This window comes from Micromonospora sp. NPDC047467 (assembly GCF_040643095.1).
In the GTDB taxonomy this organism is placed as follows: domain Bacteria; phylum Actinomycetota; class Actinomycetes; order Mycobacteriales; family Micromonosporaceae; genus Micromonospora.
In genome coordinates this window covers 152724-176293 of the sequence record NZ_JBEYTO010000004.1, presented here as the reverse complement: position 1 = coordinate 176293, position 23570 = coordinate 152724, and the positions used below count along the sequence as shown (strand labels likewise).

The window sequence follows — 23570 nt, the reverse complement described above, 5'->3', positions numbered from 1 at the left end:
GTTCCGGCTCAGCCTGCGCACTTTACCTTTCCGGAGACTGATCAGCGACGACCGCAGCTTGCGCACGGAATGGATCTGGCCACGCACCCTGCGTATCAATAGACTTCCCGCAATGCCTTCCCACCCCTCCGGGAGGTTGCATGGGCACCTCGTCCCGTCTACCTGGGCCAAAGAACGCGGGCTGGACCGGCGCCAAAGACCGGTTGAGCAGATGGAAACCGGACTCTGCCAGCCAGCCTGACCAATTGCTCGAGCCTGACCGACGGCGCGCCGAGGTCATCGCTACCCGATACCAGGATGCGCTGCGCGACGCGCTGATCGCGGACCCCGACGCGTTCGGCATCCAAGACGCGGCTAAACAGGCCGGCGGACGGCTTATCGAACTGCTGGATGACCTCAGCCGAAGCGCTGGCCTACCAGTGGCGCAGAGCAACCCCGATGAGTTCGTCCGCGGATTCGTCAGCCACGTTGCGGGCGACGGTCAACTGATCGTGGACGCGGCTGTCCGCCGAGCCGCCCTACGGATCGCGTCGAGCCTTGTGGATTCCGATGGTCCGTTTGCCAACGCCGATCGCCCAGCAAGGCTGCCCGGCGAGTTGTTTTGCGCGCTGTACCAGGCGTTCTTCGGTGAGGTGGTCGGCGAATTCGTTCACATTCTCATCGCCGAAAACGTCAAGATCGCGATGCCAGCACTGGTCATCCTCGACCCCACGGACGTTGTCGCTGACTTCGTCGCTGATCAGGTTACGAGGGTGCTGCCAAACCCCTGCGCCGAGGCAGCCAAACGTGGGCCTGCGCCACCACGGCTCGCAGACGTCGCGAAGGACCTGCTCACCACCACCGTGACCGCGGCTCTCGGGCTCGGCGGCAGCGACTTGGAGCTGGCGGCATGAGCTCGGGGAGCTTCGCCTACCACTACGCCGCCAGCGGCCGAACCTCCATGGAGCCGATGCGGGAGACCATCGGCTGGCCGTCACTTGCTCACGCCGATGAGCGGTTGCAGAAATTGGCAGAGGTGCCTAAGCACCGCCCCGACTGGGCGCAGGACCTGCTGCAGATCGCCCGAGCCGCGTACCTGGTTGACAAGCTGTCGCTGCGCGACCGCTCCCTCGACGGCTGGACCCGAAGGCTCGACCTGTCCGTGGAGGTGATCAATCCCGACGCCTGGAGCCCTTCGACACTGCAACTGCTGACCCGCCTCTTGGAAACCTTGAGCGCGGACAGCTGGGTGATCACCGTCCGTCCCGGTGCCCAGCGATGGCCTCAGCAGGCACGCACCACCTACACCGACATAGAGGAAATCGCCCTGTTCTCTGGAGGGCTCGACTCCACGGCCTGGGCAGCGGAGCGCGCCGATGTCGCAGATGGCCCCCTCCTGTTGGTCTCGTACTTCGAACCACAATGGAGCCGCAAACAAGACCAGGCGCTCACTGTCATCACAAGTTCCGCCCGGCGCGATATCGCACAACTCAAGGCTTCACAGCAGGTGCGGCTGAGAAGGAAACTCGAGGCATCGGCGCGTACCCGCGGATTGCTCTACCTCGCCACTGCCATCTACCTGGCCGCCGCCCACGAGGTATCGCAAGTCGCTGTGCCCGAGAACGGGCAGCTCGCCATCAACCCGCCGCTCACCGCGGCTCGGGTGGCCGCCTGCTCCACGAAGTCTGTCCATCCCGGCACGCTGCACCTGCTCAACTCTCTCATTCGTGCGCTTGGTGGCGCGGTGACCGTCGTCAACCCTTATCTGCACCTGACCAAGGGGCAGGTCTGCCAACGCGCCCTGAGCGCCGGGCTGAGCCCGACGACCCTCACCCAGGCCACCGTGAGCTGCGGACACCCGCCACGGGATCGGCCCAACGCGAGGCATTACCACTGCGGGCACTGCTACCCCTGCCTCGTACGTCACTCGGGTTTACTTGCCGCACTGGGGGCTGATAGCACCCCGTACAAGACAGATGTCTGGCTGCTGGGTGATCGGGCGGATGGGGCCGTCGATCGCCGGGCACTACAACGCTGGCTATCCAATCCCTTCTCCGTTCGGGACCTAACTACCGATACGCCGCTGCCCGGCGACGTCGATCCCGGGCCGCTGCTCGACGTGGTCGAGCGCGGCCGGGCGGAGTTCCGACGGATGTTCACCCGGCACGGCTGCCCGATCACACCCGCCGGCATGAGAGCGCCATCTGCGGGTATGAGCCGGGGATGAGGGCGAGCTTCCGACTTGGTCGGATCGCGGGTGTGCCGGTCGGTGTCAACTGGAGCGTTCTGGTCATCTTCGCGTTGATCGCTTGGGCGTTGGCCGCCAACCAGTTCCCCCGCTCGTATCCTGACCGCTCCCCGGTGGCGTACGCCATCGCAGGGCTGGCCGCGGCGGTGGTCTTCTTCGTCGGCCTGCTCGCCCACGAGGTGTCGCACGCCGTGGTGGCCAAGCGCAACGGCCTGACGGTCGAGGGCATCACGCTCTGGCTGTTCGGCGGGGTGGCCGAGCTGAGGGGCGAGCCGCGCGACCCGGGCGCGGAGCTGCGGATCGCGGGCGTGGGCCCGCTGGTCAGCCTGCTGCTCGGGGCGTTCTTCGGTGCCATCGCGGCGCTGCTCGCGCTGGCCGGGCAGGGCGGGCTGCTGCTCGGGGCGGTGGCGTGGCTGGCCGGCATCAACGTACTGCTGGCGATCTTCAACGTGCTGCCCGCCGCACCCCTGGACGGCGGCCGGCTGCTGCGCGCCGCCGTCTGGAAGGCCACCGGCGACCGTACGCGGGCCTCGGTGGTCGCCGCTCGGGCCGGCTGGGTGCTCGGCGTGCTGCTGATCGGTCTCGGCCTGTGGCGGTTCCTGTCCGGCGTTGGGTTCGGTGGGCTGTGGCTGGTGCTGATCGGCTGGTTCCTGATCGGCGCCGCCGGGATGGAGGAGCGGCAGGCCCGCACCGGCAGCGCGCTGCGTGGGATCCGGGTCGCCGACGTGATGACCCCACAGCCGCAGACCGCCTCGGCGGACATGACGGTCGCCGATTTCGTCGACCACTACCTGTTCGCGTACCGGCATTCGGCGCTGCCGCTGACCGAGGAGGGCCGCCCGACCGGGCTGGTCACTCTGGACCGGGTGCGGGGCGTACCGGCCGACCGGCGGGCGTCGACCACGCTGGCCGAGGTGGCCTGCCGGGCCGACCAACTGGTCCTCGCCCAGGCGGGGGAACAACTCAACGACCTGCTCCCCCGGCTCAGTGAGTGCGCCGACGGCCGGGCTCTGGTGGTGACCGACGACGGCCGCCTCACCGGCATCATCTCCCCTAGCGACATCAGCCGAGCCGTCCAACGAGGCACCCTCCGCACCTCAGCCGCCGCCCAGTAACCCACCCCACCCACCCCACCCACCCACACCCCGCCCGTCACTGCGTTGATCATGAAGTTAGCGGCGCGACACGCCGACACCGGCGTCGCTAACTTCATGATCAACGGGGCGAGGCGGGGCAGGGCGGGGGCCAGGAGGGGGCAGGGTGGGAGGCGGGTTAGGAGTGGGGGCAGGTGTTGCGGTATTCCTGGATGGTTGTTGAGGGTTGGGAGGCGGGGCAGAGGAACTGCTCGTAGCGGGTGTCGTCGTCCACGAAGCGCTTCAGCCAGGAGATGCTGTACTTGGCGACCGTGACGTTCGACGACGTGGGCGCGGAGTGGCTGGCGTTGTTGAGTTCCAGGTACGCCTTGTCGAGCGTGGACGGCAGGCTGGTGTAGAAGGGCTCCGAGTGTGAGGTGACCGGGGCCACCGAGTCGTTCTCCGCGCCGATGACCAGCGTCGGGACCCGTACCCCCGACCAGCTCTTGACGGTGTGCCAGCCGGTCAACGGGATGGCGGCCTGCAACTGCGGCCGTGTGTTCGCCGCCGAGAGGCTGCCGCCGCCACCCATCGAGTGGCCCATCACGGCGAGCCGGTTACGGTCGATCCGGGTACGCACGCTGCTGGTGTTGGTCAGATAGTCCAGGGCGGCGAGCAGCTGGGTGCCCCGGCTGCCCGGCTGGTCGTACCGGGACAGGGTGTCGATGGTGATCACCACGAAGCCCTGCGAGGCGAGACGCGGCCCGAGCCACGCCACGCTGGATTGGGCGGCGGTGTAGCCGGGTGAGATCGCCACCGCGCCGAAGGTGCCCTCGGCGGTGCTGGTCGGGTAGTAGACCGTGCCGCCGCCAAAGCCGGTGACACTACTGGCGGTGACGGTGCTCTGGGCGATGGCGAACGCGCCCCGGGTGGCCTCGATGCTGGTCACGGTGGGGGCGGGGCCGCGCTGATACGGGCTGGCGGCGTGAGCGGCCGGCGCGGCACCGAGGCCGGCGCCCACCGCGTGAGCGGCCGGCGCGGCACCGAGGCCGGCTCCGACCACGGCCAGCGTGAGCGCCCACCGTAGGACGGGGCGGAAGCGGCGGGGGCGAGGGCGAGGGAGGGCGGACGGGACAGGGGTGATGGCGGGCAAGGGCTGCATGTCTCGCTCCGGGGGAAGGAGCCGACGACCCCGAGACGGGGCCGGTCGAGGAAATCCATCGACAGTAGCGATTGTCTTCCGCTGTCGGGGAGCGCCCCAATCCCAACCACCCCCCGGCCGGAGGGTTATGCCGGGAAGTACCTGTCCATCAGGTCGGTGCGGAACTTGCCCTTCGGGTCCAGGCGGGTCAGCAGGGCGGCGAAGTCGGCGTACCTCGGGTAGCGGGCGGCCAACTCAGCCGGGCCGGTGACGAAGACCTTGCCCCAGTGCGGGCGGGGCGCGAACGGGGCCAGCCGCTCCTCCACCTCGACCAGCACCGGCAGCACCGCGGCGGCGTCGTCGACCCAGGTGAAGTGCACCGCGAGGCTGTCGCGTCGGTGGTTCGGGCTGAGCCACAGCTCGTCCGCCGCGACAGTACGCAGCTCGCACACCTGGAGCACCGGCGCGATCAGGTGCGCCACGTCCCCCAGTGCGGCGAGCGCCTCCATCGCCGCCGCGCGGGGCAGGTGGTACTCGGACTGGAGTTCGTCGCCGCTGCTCGGGGTGAAGCCGAGCTTGAAGTGCGGCAGCCGCTCGTGCCACGGGCCGGGCACGCCGAGCTGGGGGGTGCAGTTCTCCGCCGGCATCCCGAGCACCGGGTGCCGTGGCTCGTCGGCGGCCGTGGTGCCGAGCCAGTCCGCCGGGGGCGGCGGCTGGTCCGCCACCTGCTTACGCCACACCTCCCGCAGGCGCGGCGTACGCCAGTCGGTGAACACGCTCACGCTGTACGCCGAGCCGAGCGCCTCGTCCAACGTCTCGGGGGCGAGGTCGAGGCGCACGTACTGGCGCAGGTCGAAGGTCGGCAACAGGTCGAGGGTGACCCGGGTGACCAGGCCGAGCGCGCCGAGCCCGACCACCATGCCGGCGAACGTGTCGTCGTCGCGGTCCACGCGCAGCAGGTCGCCGTCGGCGGTGACGAGTTCCAGGGCGGCGACGGAGGTGGCGAGGTTGCCGTGGGTCTGACCGGAGCCGTGGGTGGCGGTGGCCACCGCGCCGGCCACCGAGATGTGCGGCAGTGAGGCGAGGTTCGCCAGGGCGTACCCCTGGGTGTGCAGGTGTTGGGCGACGTCGCCGTAGCGCAGCGCGCCGGCGACGGTGACCTGCCCGCGCTCCCGGTCGATCTCGATCGTCGGGGGCAGGCCGGCGAGGGCGACCAGGTCGCCGTCGGTGTCGCCGAGGCGGTTGAAGGAGTGCCCGGTGCCGACCGCGCGGATCCGGCTGCTGCCGGCGACGAGCCGGCGCAGTTCGTCGGTCGTGGCGGGTCGGTGGAACTCCCGCGCGGCGTAGCGCACGTTGCCGGCCCAGTTGTGGCGCGGCACGTCGGCGGCGGCCGGCGGGCCGCCCTGTCCGGGGGCGGTCACTGCGTGGTCCTCCGGTCGGTGGTCGGGTGGTCGGTCAGCGCGGCGGCGAGGGCGTCAAGTGCCGTGTCGGCCTGGAGCCCGCCGTACCCCCGCTGGGCGATCGGCAGGCCGGCCGCGCAGGCGTGTTCGATCTCGTCGCGGGCGGCCTGCCGGGCCTGCGCGTCACCGGACAGCAGCGCGTCCTGGCCGCGTCGGATCAGGTCGTCGACCCGGTTCATCTGGTAGCCGCGCAGGCCGACGGGCAGGTCCGGGTCGGCGAAGGCGGCACGGCGCTGCGCGGGCAGGTCCACGAAACGGCCGCCGGCGTAGCGGGCGAGCGCGGCGGCCACCTGCTCGGGCTGCTCCCGGATCTGGTCGAGGACGAGCAGCTCGATCGCGGGCCGCCCGTCGATCGGGTGGCGGGCGGTCACCGGCTCGACAGGCACACCCGGCGGGGGCACCAGCAGCAGACGCGGTGGGTCCCGATGGCCGTCCCGTCGGGGTGGCTCGTCGAGGACCAGCGCGTCGACCTCGGCCCAGGCGATCGACCGGCGCAGGCCCGGACGCCGGATGGTAAGCCCGTCCTCGCCGATCGTGAACCGGAACGGCCGCAGGGCGCTGACCAGCGCCACGACACCGAGCGCGACCGCACCGACCGCGATGATCGTCCGGAGCAGGGCGCCGTCGCTGGGCAGGGCCAACAGCACCACCCCGCCGAGTACGCACACCAGGGCGAGCAGCCGGGACCCCCGGCTCCGGCGCAGCTCCACGCTCGGACCCCCGTTTCTGACCGTGGCGTCGCTCCCAGCATCCTCCGACAGACCGGGCGCCACGGACACCGGACGATCGGGCACGGTTGTTCTCGCCATCGTCGGGGAACCCTACGCCCATGAGCAGCTACCGTGACCCTGCCCCACGGGGCGACGTGTTCCCGTCCGAGGAGGAGCTGGACCCGACCGGCAGCGCGGTCGAGCCGGCCAGCGCCCCACCGGACGCCCGGTGGGCGAGCCACCCGTCGCCCACGCCCGGCCCCCGTCCGACACCCGCGCCCGCGCCCGCCCCGACGCCCGTACCAGCGCCCGGGCCGCCGCCGCGCGAGCCCGCCGCCTGACCTACCGGCCAGCGCTCAGAGGTTGGCCATCACCTCGGCGGCGACCAGTTCGAGGTGGTCCAGGTCGGCCAGGTCCAGCACCTGGAGGTAGAGCCGCTGGCTGCCGATCTTGGCGTACCGACCGATGGTGTCCAGGACCTCGTCGGGCGTGCCGGCCAGGCCGTTGGCCCGCAGCTCGTCCGGGTCGCGGCCGATGGCGGCGGCACGCCGGGCCACCTCTGCGTCGTTGCGCCCGCAGCAGAGCACCAGGGCGTTGGACCAGACCATCCCGGCCGGGTCGCGACCGATCTCGGCGCACGCGGCACGTACCCGCTCGAACTGCTCCGCCGTGTCCGCCACCGAGGCGAACGGCAGGTTGAACTCGTCGGCGTAGCGGGCGGCCAGCCGGGGCGTCCGCTTCGGGCCCATGCCGCCCAGCAGGATCGGCGGGCGGGGCTGCTGCACCGGCTTGGGCAGGGCGGGCGAGTCGCTGACCGGGTAGTACCGGCCGTCGTACCGGAACCGCTCCCCCGCTGGCGTGGCCCAGAGACCCGTGATGACCGCGAGCTGCTCCTCCAGGCGGTCGAACCGCTCCCCCAGCGCCGGGAACGGAATGCCGTACGCGGTGTGCTCCTCGGCGTACCAGCCGGCGCCGATGCCCAGCTCCACCCGACCGCCGCTCATCTGGTCGACCTGCGCAACGGTGATCGCCAGCGGGCCGGGCAGCCGGAAGGTGGCGGCGGTCATCAGGGTGCCGAGCCGGATGCGGCTGGTGTCCCGGGCCAGGCCGGCGAGCGTCGTCCACGCGTCGGTGGGGCCGGGGTCGCCGCTCACCCCACCCATCTTGAGGTAGTGGTCGGACCGGAAGAACGCGCCGTAGCCGGCGTCCTCGGCACAGCGGGCCACCGCGAGTAGTTGGTCGTAGGTGGCGCCCTGCTGCGGCTCGGTGAAGATCCTCAGTTCCATGATCCGAGCATAGGTAGCCGATCGGCGGGCCGTGCCCGGACGGGCGGCAACGTCCGGGCACCTCCCCCGACCGGGCCGTCATCGCGGCCGGGTCATCCGGCGCCGACGCCCCTACCGCCCCGCGTACGCCGTCCACGCTGGACGGGCCGACCTCGACGTCGGGGCGGCTCGGTCAGACGTACGGCCGCTTGGCGTACGCCTCGCGCAACGCGGCCAGCCCGGCCGCTCTCGGCGACAGGGTGCCCCACCCGGAGTTGAAGTAGTTGGTCCGGGCGATCTGCGGCCCACGCTCGGCGTTGAGCTTCGCCACGGCCGCCGGGACGCTGGCGATCCAGGCGGGCTGGTTCGGGATCTCGGCCGCCCGCACCCCCCACTCCGCGATGATCACGGGCCGGGACAGCGCCACCGGGCCGAGGTCCGCCACCGCCCAGTCCTTCGTACGGCGGAACCGGGCCAGGGCGGTGTCGTTGGCGTTGGTGGCGTACGCGTTCCACTGGAGGAAGTCCAGCCGGGCCATCAGCGACTCCGGGTGGGTGCGCTGGAAGCAGGCCCGGTCGAAGCCGCCGAGACCGACCGAGAAGGTCGTGCCGGCGGGCAGCGTCCGCGCCTTGAACCAGGTGAGGATGTAGTTGATCGCCTGCACCGCGCGGGCGTCCGACTCGGCCCAGGTGTACGCCTTACCGTTCTCGGTGGTGCCGAACTCGTGGTCGGTGTCCAACTCGGAGGCGAACTGGATGTTCACCCCGAAGCCGAGTGTCCGGTACTGCGCGAGGGCGCGGTGCAGCAGCCCGTCGCACTGGCCGGTGACGACCTGCGTGTACCCGTACGCCTTCGGCCAGGTGGTGCCGGGGCGTTGCTGGATGGTCATCGACGGCGCCGGCACGGTGTAGGCGGTGCCGTCGACGGTGAGGGTCTGCGGCCCGGTGTCCGGGGCGCCGTAGTGCTTCAGCTCCAGCACCATGTTCATCTGCACCCCGGCCTTGCCGAGGTTGGTCAGCCAGGGCCGGTTGTAGCCGGGGAAGATGTGTCCGTCGGCGAAGCTGCGGTACTGGGTGAGTGAGCGGAAGTTGCCGCCGGCCATGTCGGCGGTCGGGTCCGCGCCTCCGGACAGGTAGTAGCCACCGAGCACCGGCTGGCTCAGGTTGTAGTCGGCGGTGGCCGTCGCGGTGTGTCCGGCGGCGTCGCGCACCTGGACGGTGACCCGGGGCATCACGCCACCGCCCGGTACACGGCCACCGAGCCGTTGTCGGAGACCCGGGTCCAGGTACGCCCGGAGTTGTCGGTGACGGTCACGGTGAGCGGGTCGATGACGGCGCTGACCTTGACCGGCGCGCTGCTGTTGCCCTGCGCGTCGGTGATCACGATGGTGACGGTCAGCGGTTTGGTGTCGGCGTCGGAGTACGTGACGGTCAGCAGCATCTGGTCACCCGGCGCGAAGACGGATGCGTTCAGGGCTGCGGTCGCGGTGGGAGCGGCCATGTCGGGCCCTCTCTGTTTCGGCCGCCAGGGCCGACGCGCGGGTGAGCGACGCCGGAGCGGGCGGGATCCACGGTGCGAACGGCCGTGCCGAGAGTGGTCGGGCCGGCGGCTGTGCCGTGCCCGCCGCGGCGGGGCCGGTCTGGGTGAGGGCGGCACCGGCGCGGACGGTGCTGTCCGCAACGGGCCGGGGGAACGGGATGTGGCCCGACACCCGTCCGTCTCCCCACCTGCCCCAAGCGTGCTCTACCAGGGGCTTTACCGTCTTGTCCGGTTTGCGACATGGCTGCTCGCGCGGCTGTCCCGGCACCGGCGCGGGAGGACGCTCGACTCGATGTGGTTCGATGCGGCAATGGTTCTACAGCGGACTCTGGCCGCGCTCCTGCTGCTGATCGCGTTCGCGGCGTTGGTGCTCTCGCACACGTTCCCGTTCCTGGATGACCTCAACGAGTTGGCCGAGACGGCGGTCGTCTTCGGGGGTGTCGTCTGCCTTTGCGCGGGGGTGTCCCTGTGGCTGCGCAAAGCGCCGCAGCGGCCCGCGCCGTGATGGCTCAGAGATAGCTGATGCCGGTCAGCTCTTCGGCGACCGCCCAGAGCCGCTTGCCGATGGCCGGGTCGGCGGCGTCCCGGCTGAGCCGGGCCTCGGTGACCCTGCCCCGCGTCTCCCAGAGTCCGGACGGGCCGAAGAACTGGCCGCCGCGCACGGCGGGGTCGGTCGCGGCGCGCAACTGCGGCAGCGCGCCCTGCTCCACCGGCTGGGTTGCCAGCAGCCCGGCCCACGCCATCAGCCGCCCGAACCGGCCGCGGTGCTCCCAGGCACGCGGAGTCAGGTTGGTGCGGGTGAGACCGGGGTGGGCCAGCGCGCTGACGATCGGCGCTCCGGCGGCGCGCAGGCGACGGTCCAGCTCGACGCCGAAGATCGTGGTGGCGAGCTTGGACCGGCCGTAGGCGGCGGCCGCCCGGTAGTCACGCGCGAACATCAGGTCATCGAAGTCCAGGTGCGCGTTCTTGTGGGTGATCGAGCTGAGACTGACCACGCGGGCTTCCCGCGCCGCGGCCAGGTTGCCGAGCAGCAGACCGGTCAGCACGAAGTGGCCCAGCATGTTGGTGCCGAGTTGCAGTTCGAAGCCGTCGGCTGAGGTGCGGCGTGGGCCGAGCAACACCGTGCCGGCGTTGTTGACCAGCAGGTCGATCACCGGGTGGTCGGCGGCCAGCTTCGCGGCGAACGCGCGTACCGAGGCGAGGGACGCCAGGTCCAGCTCGCGGACCTCGACGTCGCCGCCGATCCGGCGGGCAGCCTCCTCGCCGGCGGCGGTGTTGCGGACGGCGAGCACGACATGGGCGCCGTGACGGGCCAGCTCGGTGGCGGTGACCAGACCGAGGCCCGAGTTCGCGCCGGTCACGACGGCGATCCGACCATGCTGGTCGGGGATGCGGTCGGCGGTCCATCCGGTCATCTGCTGCTCCTGGACGTGTCGGTGCGTGGACCGACGACGCTAGGAGCGATCCGCGCCGGTTCGGTCGTACCCGGTTGCCTAGGACTGGGGGACCTACCCTGGGCGCCCGGCGAGGCGGCACACTTGCCGCATGACCCATCCGTACGCACGGGAGCTCGGCGATTTCCTGCGTGCCCGGCGCAGCCGGCTGCGTCCGCAGGACGTCGGCCTGGTGCCGGGCGGCCGGCGCAGGGTCACCGGGCTGCGACGCGAGGAGCTGGCCCTGCTGGCCGGGCTGAGCACCGACTACTACCAGCGGATGGAGCAGGGCCGGGAGGTCCGCCCGTCCGACGACGTCCTGGACGCGATCGCCGGCGCGCTCGGCCTCGACGACGAGGAACGCCGGCACCTGATCACCCTGGCCCACGCCGCCCGCCGGCCCATGCCCCGCGCGGTGGATCACGGCCCGGAACGCGTGCCGGACAGCACCCGTCGACTCCTGCGGGTGATGGACACCCCGGCAGTCGTGCTCGGCCGGCACCTCGACCTGCTCGCCTGGAATCCGATGGCGGAGGCGCTGCTCGGCAACCCGGACGCCTACCCGCCCGACCGCCTCAACATGCTCCTCCTGATGTTCGACGACGCGATGACCGGCGAGCGGAGCTGCCCGGACTGGGAGCGGCAGGCCCTGGACTACATCGGCATGATGCGGGCCGCCGTCGCCACCGACCCCACCCACCCGCGGGCCACCGCGATCGTCGGGGAGCTGAGCATCCGCAGCGCCGAGTTCCGGCAGCTGTGGGCCCGGCACGACGTCCGCGAGTCGGTCAGCGGCACCAAGACCTTCCGGGTTCCCGAGGTCGGCGACATCGTCCTGGACTGGGACACCTACCCGCTGCCCGGCAACCCCGGCCCGGTCATGCTGGTCTTCACCGCCGAGCCGGGCAGCGCCGACGCCGACCGACTGCAACTGCTGGCCTCGTTGCACGCGACCCGCCCCACCGGTGATCACTCGTGGAACGGGCCGGCGCCACGTGTCGTCAACCGGCGAGCTGGTCGCGGCGGCGGGTGAGGTAGGCCCGTTCCGCCGGGTTACCGGCAAGACCGATGGCCCGGTCGTACGCCGCCCGCGACTCGCCGCTGCGCCCGAGCCGCCGCAGCAGGTCGGCGCGCACGGCGTGGAGGGCGTGGTAGCCATCCAGCGTCTCGGCGAGCCGGTCGACCTCGGCGAGCCCGACCCCGGGGCCGTCGATCTCGGCGACGGCGACCGCCCGGTTGAGCCGCACGATCGGTGAGGGGTCGAGCATCGTCAGGCGGCCGTAGAGGGCGACGATGGTGGACCAGTCGGTGTCCCGGGCGGACGGGGCATCCGTGTGGACCGAGTTGATCGCGGCCTGCAGCTGGTAGCGCCCGGGTGGGTCACCGCCGGCCGCCACCGCCCTGATCCGCTCGCGAAGCAGGGCGGCGCCCTCGGCGATGAGGGTGCGGTCCCATGCGCCGCGGTCCTGCTCGTCGAGGGTCACCAGCTCCCCGGTACGGGACACGCGGGCCGACCGCCGGGCGTCGGTGAGGAGCATCAGGGCGAGCAGGCCGGCCACCTCGCCGTCGTCCGGGAGGAGCGTTCGGAGCAGGCGGCCGAGGCGGATCGCCTCGTCGGTGAGGTCGACGCGCACCGGGTCGTCCCCCTCGCTGGCCAGATAGCCCTCGTTGAAGACGAGGTAGACGACCGCGAGCACGCCAGCGAGCCGCTCGCGGATGTCGTCGGCCGAGGGCACCCGGTAGGGGATGCGTGCCCCCTTGATCTTCGCCTTGGCGCGGGTGATCCGGCGCGCCATCGTCGTCTCCGGCACCAGGAAGGCGCGGGCGATCTCGCCGACGGTGAGGCCGCCGAGCAGGCGCAGGGTGAGCGCCACCCGGGCCTCCACCGCGAGCGCCGGGTGGCAGCAGGTGAAGATCAGCCTGAGCCGGTCGTCCTCGACCGGGCCGGTCGGCTCGGGAGGGGTGTCGTCGTACACGATCCGGGCCGCCTGGTGCTTGGCGTCGCGCTGCGACTCGCGACGGAGCCGATCGATCGCCTTGCGGGCCGCGGTGGTGGCGAGCCAACCGCCGGGATTGGCCGGTACGCCCTCGCGCGGCCACCGCTCCGCAGCCGCCGCGAACGCCTCGGCCGTCGCTTCCTCGGCCACGTCGAGGTCGCCGAAACGGCGCGCGAGGCCGGCGACCACCCGCGCCCACTCGTCGTGGTGGACACGGGTGATCGTCTGCTCGACGGTGGTCGCGGGCTCCAGGCCGTCGGCCTGGGCGCTCACCGCTCCCCGGAGCCGTCACCCCGGGCCTTCCCGGGGCCTCGGAACCGGTGCACCTCCTGCGGCCAGTCGAGCACGGTCGCGAGCCGGCCGGCCCAGTATCGTGCCGCCTCGTCGTCGGGCACGTCCACGACGGCGAAGCCGCCGAGGTGTTCCTTGGTCTCGACGTACGGGCCGTCGGTGACGACGGGCTTGCCGTCCACCGACACGACACCGCACACCGCGGTGGACCGGTCGAGCCCACCGTTGCTGAAGATCAACACACCCTCGGCCTGCATCTCCGCGATCACGGCATGAGCCGCCGTGGACTTCTCGCGGATCTGCTCCGCCGTGTGCTCGGGCACCCACTCATCGTTGAACGCGATCAGGTATTCCGTCATGGCCGTCTCCTCTCAGCCCCCGCGACGGGGCCGCCCCGACTTCTCGTGTGCGGCCCAGCCGGCCGCACACTGGTTCCACGAGCGGCTGCGCCTCGATACGACACCATCCCGGAAACTCCTCTTCAAGGCGCCCCGGCGTAGCAGCCGAGGAAAGGACGAATGTGGCGGCGATCACATCATCGCGAGACCCGATCACGGGGGAGTAGTCGTCTTACCCCATGTGAGACGAAGTTTGGATGCGGCCGACGAGCAGGAACTCGTGCGCCGCGTGGCCCACGGCGACCGGCGGGCCTTCGACGAGCTGTACCGGCGTACGGCACCGTGGTTGGAGGTGCGGCTGCGCCGCCGGTGCGCCGACCCGGACGTGGTCGCCGACGTACTCCAGGAGACCTATCTGGCGGTCTGGCGGGCGGCCGGCAGCTTCGCCGGCGACCACGTCAAGGGCAGCGCCGCCGGTTGGTTGTGGACCATCGCCGCGCACCGCCTGGTCGACGCGTTCCGACGCCGCGCCCGGCAGGCCCAGATTCCGCAGGTGCACCCGACCGACACCGTCGTGCCCGCCGCAGAGGACGAGGTGCTGGCCGGCCGGGTCGGGCAGGAGCTCGAACAGGCCCTCGCCGTCCTGCCGCCCGAGGTCCGCGCGGTGCTGCGCGCCACCGTCCTCGACGGTTTCTCCGTCCGCGAGACGTCCGTGCTGCTCGGCGTACCCGAGAACACCGTCAAGTCCCGGGTCCGCCGCGCCCGGATCGCCCTGCGGGAGGCCCTGTCATGACCACCCATCCCACCCTCAGCGAGATCGACCGCTACGCCGCTGGCGAACCCGGTCTGGACGAGGCGACCGTCTGGTCGATCGAGGTGCACCTGGAGAGCTGCGCCGACTGCCGCGCCCGCCTGGCCGGCAGCACCACGGCCGCGTCGCGCGCCCTGATCGCCGAGGTCGCGGCAGCCGTCGACCGCGAGATCGCCGCCGGCCCCAAACCAAGATCCAAAGCCCTCTTCCGTACGCCGCTGCGGCAACGCTGGTTCGTGGCGGCGCTGCTGCCCTGGGTCGCCATGACCGCCGCCGTCCTCGGCACCGCGGCCCTGCTCACCCACCTCGTGCCCGAGCTGCCGTCGATCGTGTTGCTGCTCGCGCCCCTGGCGCCGCTGCCCGGGGTCGCGGTCGCCTGGAGCAGGCACGCCGACCCGGCCTGGGAGCTGATCGCCGGCACACCCTCGGCCGGTCTGACGATGCTGCTGCGGCGCACCGCCGTGGTGCTGGTCCTCGTCATCCCGGTGCTCGCCGTGTTCGCCGCCTCCGGCGCGAGCCGGGCGAACCCCGCGCTGCTGCTGCTGCCGTGCCTCGCCTTCACCGCCGCCACGCTGCTGCTCGGCTCGCTCGTCGGCGTCCGCCGTGCCGCGATCGGCCTGATGGCGGCCTGGGCCGCCGTCGTGGTCGCCCCGAGCCTCGCCACCGCCGAGCTGCCCGTGCTGCTCGAGCCCGCCGCCACCGGCGCGTGGGCCCTCCTCACGGTCGTCCTGGCCGCCCTGACCCTGCTGCGCGCCGACAGTTTCCGGCGCGTCACCTCGTTCTGAGAGGAACCACAATGCGAGCGGTGAGTACTGCGGAAACGACAGCCACCACCCATCCCTGGGCCATTCAGGCCGAAGCGTTGAAGGTGCGCGCCGGGCGTCACCTGGCCGTCAACGGGCTCGATCTGAGCCTGGGCACCGGCATCCACGGTCTGCTGGGGCCCAACGGCGCGGGCAAGACGACGCTGATGCGCGCCCTCGCCACGGTGATCAAGCCGTCCGGTGGCCGGCTGACACTGCTCGGCTGCCCTGTCGACGGCCGCGCCGACCTGCGCCCGGCCCGGCGTGCGCTGGGCTACCTGCCGCAGCACTTCGGCTACTACCCACGGTTCACTGTGCGCGAGTTCGTGGCGTACATGGCCTGGTTGAAGGAGATGCCGAAGGCCGACATCCCGGCGGCCACGCAGCGCGCGATCGACCGCGTGGGGCTCGCCGCCAAGGCCGACGCCCGACTCCGGACGCTCTCCGGCGGCATGCTGCGCCGAGCCGGGGTCGCCCAGGCCATCGTGAACGACCCGCAGGTGCTGCTGATGGACGAGCCGACCGTCGGCCTCGACCCGGAGCAGCGCCTCGACCTGCGCGAACTGCTGCGCGACCTGGGCACTGACGCCTGCGTGCTGGTCTCCACCCACCTGGTCGAGGACGTGGTGGCCGCCTGTACCGAGGTGGTGCTTGTCAACGAGGGCCGACTGGTGTGGCAGGGCACACCAGCCGGGCTGGCCGCGCAGGGCGACGACGGTCAGGCGGGCGACAGCCCCGCCGAGCGCGGCTACTCGGCCCTGCTGCGCCGCCACCGGGCGGAGGCCGTCCGATGAGCATCCTGCGGATCGAGTTGCGCCGCTCCGCGGCTGTCGGTGCCGCCCTGCTCGCGTTGGCGGTCGGTGTGGCCACTGTCTACCTCGCTCGGGGGCGCTGGTCGGACGGCTGGTTGTCCCTCGCACTGACCACGAAGGAATACATGATCCTGCTGTGGCCGATCGCCCTGGCCGCAGGCGCGTGGCAGGGCCGCCGCGAGCACCGTGCGAAGGTGGGTGAGCTGTTCGACACCACACCGCGCTCACCGTTGCGGCGGATGCTGCCGGTGCTCGTCGCGATGGGTGCCGCGCTCGGGCTCGCCTACGTGCTCGTCGTCGTCGCGGGCGGCGTGCAGCTCGCCTCGACCGCCAGGTACTTTCCGCCGGACGTCGTCGCCATCGTGCTTGTCGGCGCGTTCTCTCTGGTCGCGGCGACCTGGCTCGGCCTGGGCATCGGGCGGCTGCTGCCCGCACTGGTGACCGCCCCCGTGCTCGCCGTGGCCGGTGTGCTGCTGGTCTTCTTCACAGCGATCATGCAGCCGGACTGGCTGGCTGCGGTGCTGTCCCCCGCCTACGGCGGCGGCTCGTTCTATCCGTTCCAGACCATCGACGCGGGGGTCACCGCCGCGCTCGCCATCTGGATGGTCGGGCTCGCGCTGACGGGCGTACTGCTGCTGGTCGCCCGGAACCCACGGGTCTGGCTGGCCGCCGCGCTGCCGGTGCTGCTCGGCTTCGGCGCCGCAGCGGCGATCGTCCCCCGCGACGAGGCCGCTCTCGTCGCACCGGTCGATCCGGTCGCCCGCGAACTCGTCTGCACCGACGACGCGCCGAAGGTCTGCGTCACCCGGGTCCACGCCAACGTGCTCGACACCCTGACCCCGCTCGCCCGCGAAGGGCTGGCCGTTCTCGCGAAGCTGCCGAACGCCCCCACCCAGGCGCACGAGGAGCGGCGGGCCTACCTCATCGAAGGTGCGCCGGCACGTGACCTCGACGTCGTCACGGTTTTCGTCCGGATCGACGAACGCGGCGGCCTGGCCCATCCCGACGTCGTGGTGCCCGAGATGGTCTTCGGTCTGGGCATCGGGTACGCCGACACGCGCTGCGAACGCAACGGCGCGGTCGAACGGGCAGCCGCCTACTACCTGCTCGGCAGGCAGCCGGTCTCCGCCGTCGAGGAGATCCCCGAGGTGTTCCAGGAAGATCCGGAGATCACCACCGAGGCTGTCGCGCTGTGGCAGGGTCTGCGGAAGCTGCCGGAACCGGAGGCGCTCTCCCGCGTGACAGCGGTACGTGACGCGATCCTGGCCTGCCGGGACAGCACCGGGCTGCTGTCGCGGTGATCCTCCACCTGCGCGCGCGACGCGTACCCCTGGCACTGGCCGCGTCCGTCGGCGCCGCCGCCCTGATCTGGGCGCTGTGGCTGACCCTCGCCAAGGACCGCGACGCCATCCTCCTGATCGTCGTGCTGACGATCGTGCTGATGGTGTCGGTCCTGTCGACAACTCTTGCCGCCCCGGACGAGGACCTGGAGCGCACCGCGTCGCTGCGCTGGCCCTGGCGGCGCGCCCTGCACCTGCTGGCCGGGCTGGCGCTCGTGCTCGTCGTGCTGCTCGCCACCCTGCCCACCGACGCCCGTTTCGGCCCCGCCGCGCTGGTGCTCCGCGACACCGTCGGCCTGCTGGGCCTGACCGCCCTGTGCGCGAGCGTCGTCGGCGCGACCCGCGCCTGGTTCCTCCCGCTGGGCTGGACGGTCGTCGCCGCCATGTTCCCGCAATCGGGCACGTGGGGCGCCCTCGCCACGTGGCAGGGCCAACCCCACACCAGCCGGCCCGCAGCGGTTGTCGCGGCCGTCCTGGCGGTCACCGGCCTGCTGACGTACGCCATCATCGGAGCCGCCCGGCGCGAGTGAACTCGACTCCGGCCGCGCTACGGAAGGGCTAACCCTCCCTTGTGCCCTGGATCTTCGCCAGCGCCGCGGCGAACTCGGCGTCGGTGAGCGCGCCACGCTGGTGCTGCCGGGTCAGCGCGTGGAGGTCCCGCCGCTGGTCAGCGGTTGGGCCACCACGGGTGACGCCCGTCCGGCCTACTCCGGCGGACGGGCTCGTCGTCCCGGCACCGCCGGTGCCGGGCCGCGCTGGCCCACCGATCTGGCCGGCGTGCCGGGGCTGCGCGTCGCGGTGGTGTGCCCGCAGTGTCGCCAGGATCTCGTCGTAGTGCTCCGGCCAGGTGGCCAGCCGGCCCAGTTCCGGCCGGAACGTGAACGGCCGGAGCAGGTCACCGCGCTGGAGCGCGGTCTGGACCGGGGCCCCGTCTGTGCGCTCGATGATGATCGCGGAGCGGCCCATGTCCAGACCCGCGATGGTGGCGATGCCGCTCTGGATGGCTGTCACCGATTCCCAGGGCACCGTGGTCGTGTGGAGAAGGGTTCGGGACCGGATGCCGCCCGCGCTGACGTAGACACCGAGCATCGCCTGCCGTAGCGCGACGGCGGCACACACGACCAACCACGCCCCGAAAAGGATCGCAACCGGCGCGGGAACCGGGCGATCGCGCACGTACACGATCGCGAGGAACGTGGCGAAACCAACCACCCCGACCAGCCCCAGCATCGCGAAACCGGTCGCGGCATCGAGTGAGTACGGACGCTGCCATCTACCCATGCCGTCATGGTGAACGACAGCGTCCAGGTACGACTTCGGCGAGCCGATCGTGTGGCCGCGCACCGCGCCAGGTCAGTGGGGCAGTGTGATGCTGCTGGTGAAGGCCTCCCAGGAGGCTGCCGCGAAACTCAGCGTGGCCGACGGCGGAAGCCTTGGAACAGCAGTTGGGGCGACCTGGCGGTGGGACGTGGCGGTGTCGCCAACCGGACAGGCCGCCGGTGGGTCAGGGGGCGACGCCAGCGCGCCTGCTGCACCATGATCATCCGATGCGTCTTCGCCACGGAGCAGTCATCCTCACCGCCGCAGCAATCCTCGTCGGCGGGTGCGGCACCGACACCACCAACAACCCGGGCAGCGTGCCGCCGCCCGCCCCGGTTACACCCGCCGCAGCACCGGTCACGGCGGCAGCCGCGCCGCTCACCGCTGAGCAGGTGCTCGCGAACCTGACTGCGGCGAAACTCGGCCTGACCGCTGGTGCTGCCCAAGATGAGGACACCGACCCCAACGACCTGCTCGGGCGGCCCAACGGATACCTGTCGCGGGCGTCCGCTGACCTGCCCGGCGGGGACAAAGACGCAGACAAGTACGGCATCGACCGAGGGCTTGTCATCGAGGTCTTCCCCAGCGTTGAGGATGGGGACCGCCGGTCCAAGTACATCCAAGAGTCGCTGAAGAGCCTGCCAATCCTGGGCACCGAGTACCACTACCGCGCTGATGGTGGTCGGGTGTTGGTGCGGGTGTCGGGAAAGGTGAAGCCGTCGCTGGCGAAGAAGGTCCAGGCCGCGGTTGAGGCGATGTGACGAGGCCGACGCCCTGAGGTGACGGCACGGTCGCGAGTAACGGGCACAGGTTTCGGTCAGCGAGGCGGGCTCACCGCCCTCAACGGTGACTACCTGGACATCCCCGCGGTCGGACAAAACACGCTTTCCGGATTGAGCGTCGCGGATAACTATATTTGACATCGGCACCGCGTCAGTTGATGGGGAATTCCTTCTCTTATGCACGGTAATCGCCCGTCGCCGACGTACTCCTGATACAAGTCTTGAAGGATCTTCGCTACGCTTCCTGCCACCCTGCTATCAGGGATAGCGTCACGCCGAGGAGGCTGAAGACTAGGTGGTCCCTAAAATCACCCAGGCTGGGTGGAAATTGCTGATTCCGCTCGGCGCGGGCGCTGCCCTCGCTGTTGGAGCGGGGGTGAAAGGTGCTGTGGACCTGGTCAAGGGAAACAACACCCGGAACGACGCCCTGAAGCGCCACGAGGCTGCGATCGCCGAATGTGAGGCGACCAGGATGAACACTCAACGAGTTTGTCGCGAGTACGGCGAATTTCAGATTCGTGTTCACAAAGAGACGGTCGCCCGCCTGGCCGACTGGCTCGAACGGAACGAGCATCTGGTCAAACGCATCAACTTCAAGAGGATCGACGGCGTACGCATCGAAGTCCCGAGCGCTCCGACCTACGCGGCCGGCGTCGAGGACGTCACCACCGGGATCAGCGGCCTGATCGGTGCGGTCGGCGCCGGCACCTCGGCCCAGGCTGCGGCGCTGTGGGGCGTTTCCACGTTCGCGTCCGCGAGCACCGGCACGGCGATCTCCTCGCTGTCCGGCGCTGCCGCCCAGAACGCGGTGCTGGCCTGGCTCGGCGGCGGTTCACTGGCGACCGGCGGCGGCGGGGTGGCGGCCGGAAGCGTCGTCCTCGGCGCCGTGACGGTCGTCCCCGGTCTCCTCATCGGCGGCCTGACCGTGGGCATCGTGGGCGCTCGCACCAGGACCAAGCTGGAAGGCTTCGCCGCCACGGTTGACGTCGAGATCAAGCAACTGTTCCTCACCCACGAGTTGCTCCACGCCGTCGAGCGGCGCATCGATGAACTCCGCGACCTGCTCAGCCGCATGGCCGAGCGGGCGACTCACACGCTTGAAGCGCTCGAAGCGGTCAATTTCGACCCGGAAGTCCACGCGGCCAAGTTCCTGCGGGCGCTTCAGCTGGTCACCGCGGTCAAGGAAATCCTGAACACACCGGTCCTCGACCCCCAGTCCGGGGAACTCACCGAGGCCTCGATCAAGATCATGGAGAAGTACGCATGAGCGCGTCCAGCAAGGTCGCCACGCTGATCCCCAAGCCGAGCCCGGCCATGGTCGTTGACGCCTTCCGGCTCGTCATGGCCTCGGCCCAGGAGTGGCATACGGTAACGGCGCAGGAGGAGACCCGGCGCGCGGAGACCCGCGCGTGGAAAGAGACCCAGCTCGAGATCATCCAGGTCCAGCGGGACTTCCTTCTCACCGCCCTGGACAAGACCTTCGACGAGCGGCGGGAAAACTTCCGGCGGCTTTTCGATCAGTTGGACAGAGCTCTGGCCTCAGATCGGGAGGACGCCGCGGCCCAGGTGTCCGACCTCCTCGGCACGATCACTGACCTCGCCAAAACTAGCCCGTTCAAGGACCTGAAGAGCCCCGCCCTCGTCGTCCAGGAATTCCTGCAGAGCGGCCGGGTGATCGAACTCTAGGCGCACCCGGCCGCCCCGAGTCTGTCACTGAACGCGGACCGCTAGCGAATCTCCCCAGGTACCCGGCGGGTGCGGCGGAAGGCGCAGGTCCGCGAGCACCCCGAAATGGTCGCTCGCCCACACCCCACCAATCGGTTCGGTAGCCAACTCATCCCGGCGGCGCGCAACTCCTAGCCGCTGGTCAAGGGGCTCGGGTTCAGCTGAGCGCGACGGTGAGCGAGCACGCCGCCAAGACCACGCACGTTGGCGTCATCACCAGGCGTTCGGCGCGGCTTCGCGAGATTGCGTTGAGCGCGATCCCGATTGCGAAGTACCCGAAGAGCACCCACGTCGCGATGCCGACGAACGGCCTGGAAGGCCCGAAGATTTCGGCGCGCGCGAGCAGCACCCAGGCTATGGCGGCGTAGACGACGACCGACACTGCGCTGCCGACTCGGAATCGCCGCGGCAGTGTCTCGTGCTGCCCACCCCATACCAGCCGCCCGTACGGCCGGCCGGCCGCGACGAGCACCTGGAGCACAGCGAGTGCGGTGAGTACGAGGGTGGCCACGATGGCGGCGACGCTCATGCCGTCACCTCCTGACCGGCGAGATAGCGTGCGGCGTTGGCGACAAGCGTGTCCAGCGCGCTCTGCAGCGCTTCGAGATCGATACCGTCCTCGATGCCGTCGTCGCTCTCCGCGAGCCCTTTCCACGCCGCGTCGAGGAGTTCCCGACCCTTTCTCGTGACGGCGACGCGATTCGCGCGCTGGTCGGTGGCATCCGGAGTGACCTCGACGAGCCCGCGCGCGACGAGCTCGACCAGGCGCTGCGTCACAGCCGCTCTGGACACGTCGAGGGCTTGGGCGATCTTGCTCTGTCGCGCAGGGCCGATTTCGTGGATCGTCACCAGCGCGGCGAACATCGAAAGGGTCACGTCGTGCATGTTCCGCAGGTGCGTGTCAGCGACGCGGTCGACGAGCGTGGTGGCGCGGTGAAGCGTGAGTACGAGGCGTTGTGCCGAGAGTGTGGCGACATCCATAATGTTAAGGTCTTACCAAAATTGAGGTGGGGCGTCAACGGGCCCAGGCTGTCGCATCAGGAAGCGCTTTCACCTGCCCTGGATGGGGTTCTCGATGTGATTCAGGGCCAGGATGGCCTGCACGATCGCGCTGGCGTGGCGTGGGCAGCAGCGCAGTTTGCTCAGCAGTCGCCAGGTCCTGAGGGTGGCGATGGCACGTTCGCCGAGTGCGCGGATGCGGGCGTGGGACCGGTCCACCGCTCTCTCCCGACGTGAGAGTCGCTGGCGGCGGCGCTTTCCGGAGCAGTACGGCTTCTGATCGGCAACGCGGTCGATCGGGAGCAGGGCGATCGCCTCGCGGACGTAGCACCAGGCGGCCGCCATCTCAAGGTGATGCTCTCCTTCGTCTATAACGGGGTGACCTACGAGAGCGAGGAGTGCGGTCGCCCCGGCGGCTACCTCCTCTACATGCAGTCGGACGTAATCGAGGTGAGCCTCAACCCGCGCTACTGCTGGTAAGTGACGGTGTCGCGGGTCGCCGTCCGCCTGAGGCCCGACCGCCTCGGCCTCGTTCGCCGGGTGGATGTCGCCACCAGGATCGGCCGCAGGGCCGCCCACCCGACGGCCGGTCCTGGTGGTGCCGCAGGGGCGAACGCAGGTCGTGCCTCACGACCTCGACCCGTGCGTCTGCTCCGAGGTCGCCGGCCGGCCCGGACGGTGTCGGCCGTCGTTTCCACAGTGGCGCCGTCGGGTGAGAGCACGGTCGGCTCCACCGTGGGCGGTGATCGGATGCTGGCAGGCCGTGGTGCCGTCCGACAGATACCACCCTGAAACTACCTCAATCGTCATCAGACTCAGGTGGACGCCAGCTCCCGAGTGACCCGCCCGGACTACGTCGCTTCAGATGCTTGACCTGTCAATTTTCCGCCGGTAGTTTAAATTCGCAACTACAAGCGTCTATCTAAGAGCAGGTGAACCGTGCAGTTGAAATCCATCGCCATCGCCATCACCATCGCCATCGCCGCGTCCGTCGCAGGCGTGCTGGCCACCGCCCCCGCCGCCTCGGCGGCAGCACCCGGAGTGTCGATACAAGGCTGGGGGTCCGGGAACTGCCCGCAGGGCATGCTCTGCATCTGGCCCAACTGGAATCACCCGCCGCAGGGTCCCGTGGAGACGCCGTCTCTGACGACCAACAGCGAGTGGACCGGCAGCATCCAGGGATTCAACTTCTACAATGGCACCGGCCGCGACGCCGTAATATCCGGGTTCACTTTCGGCTCGTCGATTCCCTTCAAGAACTGCGCTCCTGCCGGCGGGACCGGGGGCGACCTGTATATACCGGTCAACGTGACGAAGGTGACTTGGCAGCTGACCCCCTGCTGATCCTCCACTGAGCCTTTCCGAGCAAGGGGTAAATGACTCGGAGTAGCTGGCTCGATCGGCGGTCCGGACGCGCCCGGATCCGTTGCGGTGCAACGAGAAGACGCAGAACCCCGGCATGAAGGTGGTCCTTCCCGGGATCACCGTCATCGAGGTTCTGCGT

The 23570-nt window shown here is 70.6% G+C and carries 27 protein-coding genes and 1 pseudogene; 15 read left to right on the top strand and 13 right to left on the bottom strand.

What is annotated here, in order from left to right; genetic code table 11:
* Positions 1 to 140 precede the first annotated feature (140 nt).
* The 3 genes from ABZ780_RS13390 to ABZ780_RS13380 are packed head-to-tail and all read left to right on the top strand — an operon-like array spanning position 141 to position 3342.
* The gene (locus tag ABZ780_RS13390; protein WP_357486033.1) at positions 141 to 893 is read left to right on the top strand and encodes a hypothetical protein; all 753 of its coding nucleotides are present in this window, start codon (positions 141 to 143) and stop codon (positions 891 to 893) included.
* Positions 890 to 2206 carry a 7-cyano-7-deazaguanine synthase gene (locus ABZ780_RS13385; RefSeq protein WP_357486031.1) on the top strand — a complete coding sequence of 439 codons (1317 nt, stop codon included), beginning with the start codon at positions 890 to 892 and terminating at the stop codon, positions 2204 to 2206. Before ABZ780_RS13390 ends, ABZ780_RS13385 begins: the two co-directional genes overlap by 4 nt.
* Positions 2203 to 3342 carry a site-2 protease family protein gene (locus tag ABZ780_RS13380; RefSeq protein WP_357486030.1) on the top strand — a complete coding sequence of 380 codons (1140 nt, stop codon included), beginning with the start codon at positions 2203 to 2205 and terminating at the stop codon, positions 3340 to 3342. The genes ABZ780_RS13385 and ABZ780_RS13380 overlap by 4 nt, the downstream gene beginning before the upstream one ends.
* Positions 3343 to 3499: 157 nt before the next feature.
* Here the strand turns inward: ABZ780_RS13380 and ABZ780_RS13375 are convergent, their stop codons facing one another.
* The 3 genes from ABZ780_RS13375 to ABZ780_RS13365 all read right to left on the bottom strand — a co-directional run bounded on the left by ABZ780_RS13375 (position 3500) and on the right by ABZ780_RS13365 (position 6611).
* Complete coding sequence (locus ABZ780_RS13375) at positions 3500 to 4462, bottom strand: alpha/beta hydrolase (protein WP_357486028.1); 963 nt, start codon at positions 4460 to 4462, stop codon at positions 3500 to 3502.
* A gap of 125 nt (positions 4463 to 4587) precedes the next feature.
* Entirely contained in the window at positions 4588 to 5862 is a 1275-nt protein-coding gene (locus ABZ780_RS13370; protein ID WP_357486026.1) for an FAD-binding protein, read from the bottom strand.
* On the bottom strand, positions 5859 to 6611 hold the full coding sequence (locus ABZ780_RS13365) for a hypothetical protein (protein ID WP_357486025.1): 753 nt from the start codon (positions 6609 to 6611) through the stop codon (positions 5859 to 5861). The genes ABZ780_RS13370 and ABZ780_RS13365 overlap by 4 nt, the downstream gene beginning before the upstream one ends.
* 119 nt (positions 6612 to 6730) lie before the next feature.
* Between ABZ780_RS13365 and ABZ780_RS13360 the strand changes: the two genes are divergently transcribed.
* A complete protein-coding gene (locus ABZ780_RS13360) occupies positions 6731 to 6952 on the top strand; it encodes a hypothetical protein (protein ID WP_357011750.1) in 222 nt (73 codons plus the stop codon).
* A gap of 15 nt (positions 6953 to 6967) precedes the next feature.
* On the opposite strand, the gene ABZ780_RS13355 is transcribed toward ABZ780_RS13360, so the two are convergent.
* The 3 genes from ABZ780_RS13355 to ABZ780_RS13345 form a co-directional block, all read right to left on the bottom strand.
* Positions 6968 to 7897 (bottom strand): LLM class F420-dependent oxidoreductase, encoded by a 930-nt coding sequence (locus ABZ780_RS13355; RefSeq protein WP_357011748.1) that lies wholly within the window; start codon positions 7895 to 7897, stop codon positions 6968 to 6970.
* Between the two features lie 172 nt (positions 7898 to 8069).
* Positions 8070 to 9107, bottom strand: coding sequence for a hypothetical protein (locus tag ABZ780_RS13350; protein WP_357486023.1), 1038 nt, complete (start codon positions 9105 to 9107; stop codon positions 8070 to 8072).
* Complete coding sequence (locus ABZ780_RS13345) at positions 9107 to 9376, bottom strand: hypothetical protein (protein WP_357011743.1); 270 nt, start codon at positions 9374 to 9376, stop codon at positions 9107 to 9109. Before ABZ780_RS13345 ends, ABZ780_RS13350 begins: the two co-directional genes overlap by 1 nt.
* A gap of 349 nt (positions 9377 to 9725) precedes the next feature.
* Here ABZ780_RS13345 and ABZ780_RS13340 point away from each other — a divergent pair, with 349 nt between their 5' ends.
* Complete coding sequence (locus tag ABZ780_RS13340; protein ID WP_357486021.1) at positions 9726 to 9920, top strand: hypothetical protein; 195 nt, start codon at positions 9726 to 9728, stop codon at positions 9918 to 9920.
* Positions 9921 to 9924: 4 nt separating this feature from the next.
* On the opposite strand, the gene ABZ780_RS13335 is transcribed toward ABZ780_RS13340, so the two are convergent.
* Entirely contained in the window at positions 9925 to 10830 is a 906-nt protein-coding gene (locus ABZ780_RS13335; protein WP_357486019.1) for an oxidoreductase, read from the bottom strand.
* Positions 10831 to 10960: 130 nt separating this feature from the next.
* On the opposite strand from ABZ780_RS13335, the gene ABZ780_RS13330 reads away from it, so the two are divergent.
* Positions 10961 to 11881, top strand: a complete 921-nt coding sequence (locus ABZ780_RS13330) for a helix-turn-helix transcriptional regulator (RefSeq protein WP_357486018.1) — start codon at positions 10961 to 10963, stop codon at positions 11879 to 11881.
* Here the strand turns inward: ABZ780_RS13330 and ABZ780_RS13325 are convergent.
* Positions 11850 to 13118 carry a DUF6596 domain-containing protein gene (locus ABZ780_RS13325; protein ID WP_357486016.1) on the bottom strand — a complete coding sequence of 423 codons (1269 nt, stop codon included), beginning with the start codon at positions 13116 to 13118 and terminating at the stop codon, positions 11850 to 11852. The two genes, ABZ780_RS13330 and ABZ780_RS13325, sit on opposite strands and share 32 nt — an antisense overlap.
* Complete coding sequence (locus tag ABZ780_RS13320; protein ID WP_357486015.1) at positions 13115 to 13495, bottom strand: YciI family protein; 381 nt, start codon at positions 13493 to 13495, stop codon at positions 13115 to 13117. The genes ABZ780_RS13325 and ABZ780_RS13320 overlap by 4 nt, the downstream gene beginning before the upstream one ends.
* A gap of 220 nt (positions 13496 to 13715) precedes the next feature.
* On the opposite strand from ABZ780_RS13320, the gene ABZ780_RS13315 reads away from it, so the two are divergent.
* Genes ABZ780_RS13315 through ABZ780_RS13295 form a run of 5 tightly spaced genes read left to right on the top strand, consistent with a single transcriptional unit; the run spans position 13716 to position 17770 of the window.
* Positions 13716 to 14267, top strand: a complete 552-nt coding sequence (locus ABZ780_RS13315) for a sigma-70 family RNA polymerase sigma factor (protein ID WP_357011730.1) — start codon at positions 13716 to 13718, stop codon at positions 14265 to 14267.
* Positions 14264 to 15070 (top strand): hypothetical protein, encoded by an 807-nt coding sequence (locus ABZ780_RS13310; protein ID WP_357486013.1) that lies wholly within the window; start codon positions 14264 to 14266, stop codon positions 15068 to 15070. The genes ABZ780_RS13315 and ABZ780_RS13310 overlap by 4 nt, the downstream gene beginning before the upstream one ends.
* A gap of 11 nt (positions 15071 to 15081) precedes the next feature.
* Positions 15082 to 15882, top strand: coding sequence for an ATP-binding cassette domain-containing protein (locus ABZ780_RS13305; RefSeq protein WP_357486012.1), 801 nt, complete (start codon positions 15082 to 15084; stop codon positions 15880 to 15882).
* The gene (locus ABZ780_RS13300) at positions 15879 to 17201 is read left to right on the top strand and encodes a hypothetical protein (protein ID WP_357486010.1); all 1323 of its coding nucleotides are present in this window, start codon (positions 15879 to 15881) and stop codon (positions 17199 to 17201) included. The genes ABZ780_RS13305 and ABZ780_RS13300 overlap by 4 nt, the downstream gene beginning before the upstream one ends.
* A complete protein-coding gene (locus tag ABZ780_RS13295; RefSeq protein WP_357486008.1) occupies positions 17198 to 17770 on the top strand; it encodes a hypothetical protein in 573 nt (190 codons plus the stop codon). Before ABZ780_RS13300 ends, ABZ780_RS13295 begins: the two co-directional genes overlap by 4 nt.
* Positions 17771 to 17798: 28 nt before the next feature.
* Here the strand turns inward: ABZ780_RS13295 and ABZ780_RS13290 are convergent, their stop codons facing one another.
* Positions 17799 to 18521: a hypothetical protein gene (locus tag ABZ780_RS13290; protein WP_357486006.1), complete on the bottom strand. Its 723-nt coding sequence runs from the start codon at positions 18519 to 18521 to the stop codon at positions 17799 to 17801.
* A gap of 266 nt (positions 18522 to 18787) precedes the next feature.
* Between ABZ780_RS13290 and ABZ780_RS13285 the strand changes: the two genes are divergently transcribed.
* The 3 genes from ABZ780_RS13285 (at position 18788) to ABZ780_RS13275 (ending at position 21028) form a co-directional block, all read left to right on the top strand.
* On the top strand, positions 18788 to 19321 hold the full coding sequence (locus ABZ780_RS13285) for a hypothetical protein (protein WP_357486005.1): 534 nt from the start codon (positions 18788 to 18790) through the stop codon (positions 19319 to 19321).
* Between the two features lie 409 nt (positions 19322 to 19730).
* Entirely contained in the window at positions 19731 to 20609 is an 879-nt protein-coding gene (locus ABZ780_RS13280; RefSeq protein ID WP_357486003.1) for a hypothetical protein, read from the top strand.
* On the top strand, positions 20606 to 21028 hold the full coding sequence (locus ABZ780_RS13275; RefSeq protein WP_357486001.1) for a hypothetical protein: 423 nt from the start codon (positions 20606 to 20608) through the stop codon (positions 21026 to 21028). The genes ABZ780_RS13280 and ABZ780_RS13275 overlap by 4 nt, the downstream gene beginning before the upstream one ends.
* Before the next feature lie 196 nt (positions 21029 to 21224).
* On the opposite strand, the gene ABZ780_RS13270 is transcribed toward ABZ780_RS13275, so the two are convergent.
* The 3 genes and pseudogenes from ABZ780_RS13270 to ABZ780_RS13260 form a co-directional block, all read right to left on the bottom strand.
* On the bottom strand, positions 21225 to 21596 hold the full coding sequence (locus ABZ780_RS13270; protein ID WP_357485999.1) for a hypothetical protein: 372 nt from the start codon (positions 21594 to 21596) through the stop codon (positions 21225 to 21227).
* On the bottom strand, positions 21593 to 22048 hold the full coding sequence (locus tag ABZ780_RS13265; protein WP_357485997.1) for a MarR family transcriptional regulator: 456 nt from the start codon (positions 22046 to 22048) through the stop codon (positions 21593 to 21595). The genes ABZ780_RS13270 and ABZ780_RS13265 overlap by 4 nt, the downstream gene beginning before the upstream one ends.
* 69 nt (positions 22049 to 22117) lie before the next feature.
* A pseudogene (locus ABZ780_RS13260) lies at positions 22118 to 22417 on the bottom strand (transposase family protein); the annotation flags it as partial.
* 588 nt (positions 22418 to 23005) lie between these two features.
* Between ABZ780_RS13260 and ABZ780_RS13255 the strand changes: the two are divergent.
* On the top strand, positions 23006 to 23410 hold the full coding sequence (locus ABZ780_RS13255; protein WP_357485996.1) for a hypothetical protein: 405 nt from the start codon (positions 23006 to 23008) through the stop codon (positions 23408 to 23410).
* Positions 23411 to 23570 lie beyond the last annotated feature (160 nt).

Excerpts from the sequence above, each read along its gene's own strand:
- ABZ780_RS13350 (WP_357486023.1), bottom strand. The coding sequence starts at position 9,107 with ATGCCCCGGGTCACCGTCCAGGTGCGCGACGCCGCCGGACACACCGCG.
- ABZ780_RS13375 (WP_357486028.1), bottom strand. The coding sequence starts at position 4,462 with ATGCAGCCCTTGCCCGCCATCACCCCTGTCCCGTCCGCCCTCCCTCGC.
- ABZ780_RS13385 (WP_357486031.1), top strand. The coding sequence starts at position 890 with ATGAGCTCGGGGAGCTTCGCCTACCACTACGCCGCCAGCGGCCGAACC.
- ABZ780_RS13290 (WP_357486006.1), bottom strand. The coding sequence starts at position 18,521 with ATGGGTAGATGGCAGCGTCCGTACTCACTCGATGCCGCGACCGGTTTC.
- ABZ780_RS13360 (WP_357011750.1), top strand. The coding sequence starts at position 6,731 with ATGAGCAGCTACCGTGACCCTGCCCCACGGGGCGACGTGTTCCCGTCC.
- ABZ780_RS13305 (WP_357486012.1), top strand. The coding sequence starts at position 15,082 with ATGCGAGCGGTGAGTACTGCGGAAACGACAGCCACCACCCATCCCTGG.
- ABZ780_RS13300 (WP_357486010.1), top strand. The coding sequence starts at position 15,879 with ATGAGCATCCTGCGGATCGAGTTGCGCCGCTCCGCGGCTGTCGGTGCC.
- ABZ780_RS13285 (WP_357486005.1), top strand. The coding sequence starts at position 18,788 with ATGCGTCTTCGCCACGGAGCAGTCATCCTCACCGCCGCAGCAATCCTC.
- ABZ780_RS13340 (WP_357486021.1), top strand. The coding sequence starts at position 9,726 with ATGGTTCTACAGCGGACTCTGGCCGCGCTCCTGCTGCTGATCGCGTTC.
- ABZ780_RS13380 (WP_357486030.1), top strand. The coding sequence starts at position 2,203 with ATGAGGGCGAGCTTCCGACTTGGTCGGATCGCGGGTGTGCCGGTCGGT.
- ABZ780_RS13265 (WP_357485997.1), bottom strand. The coding sequence starts at position 22,048 with ATGGATGTCGCCACACTCTCGGCACAACGCCTCGTACTCACGCTTCAC.
- ABZ780_RS13320 (WP_357486015.1), bottom strand. The coding sequence starts at position 13,495 with ATGACGGAATACCTGATCGCGTTCAACGATGAGTGGGTGCCCGAGCAC.
- ABZ780_RS13355 (WP_357011748.1), bottom strand. The coding sequence starts at position 7,897 with ATGGAACTGAGGATCTTCACCGAGCCGCAGCAGGGCGCCACCTACGAC.
- ABZ780_RS13390 (WP_357486033.1), top strand. The coding sequence starts at position 141 with ATGGGCACCTCGTCCCGTCTACCTGGGCCAAAGAACGCGGGCTGGACC.
- ABZ780_RS13345 (WP_357011743.1), bottom strand. The coding sequence starts at position 9,376 with ATGGCCGCTCCCACCGCGACCGCAGCCCTGAACGCATCCGTCTTCGCG.
- ABZ780_RS13335 (WP_357486019.1), bottom strand. The coding sequence starts at position 10,830 with ATGACCGGATGGACCGCCGACCGCATCCCCGACCAGCATGGTCGGATC.
- ABZ780_RS13310 (WP_357486013.1), top strand. The coding sequence starts at position 14,264 with ATGACCACCCATCCCACCCTCAGCGAGATCGACCGCTACGCCGCTGGC.
- ABZ780_RS13330 (WP_357486018.1), top strand. The coding sequence starts at position 10,961 with ATGACCCATCCGTACGCACGGGAGCTCGGCGATTTCCTGCGTGCCCGG.
- ABZ780_RS13270 (WP_357485999.1), bottom strand. The coding sequence starts at position 21,596 with ATGAGCGTCGCCGCCATCGTGGCCACCCTCGTACTCACCGCACTCGCT.
- ABZ780_RS13275 (WP_357486001.1), top strand. The coding sequence starts at position 20,606 with ATGAGCGCGTCCAGCAAGGTCGCCACGCTGATCCCCAAGCCGAGCCCG.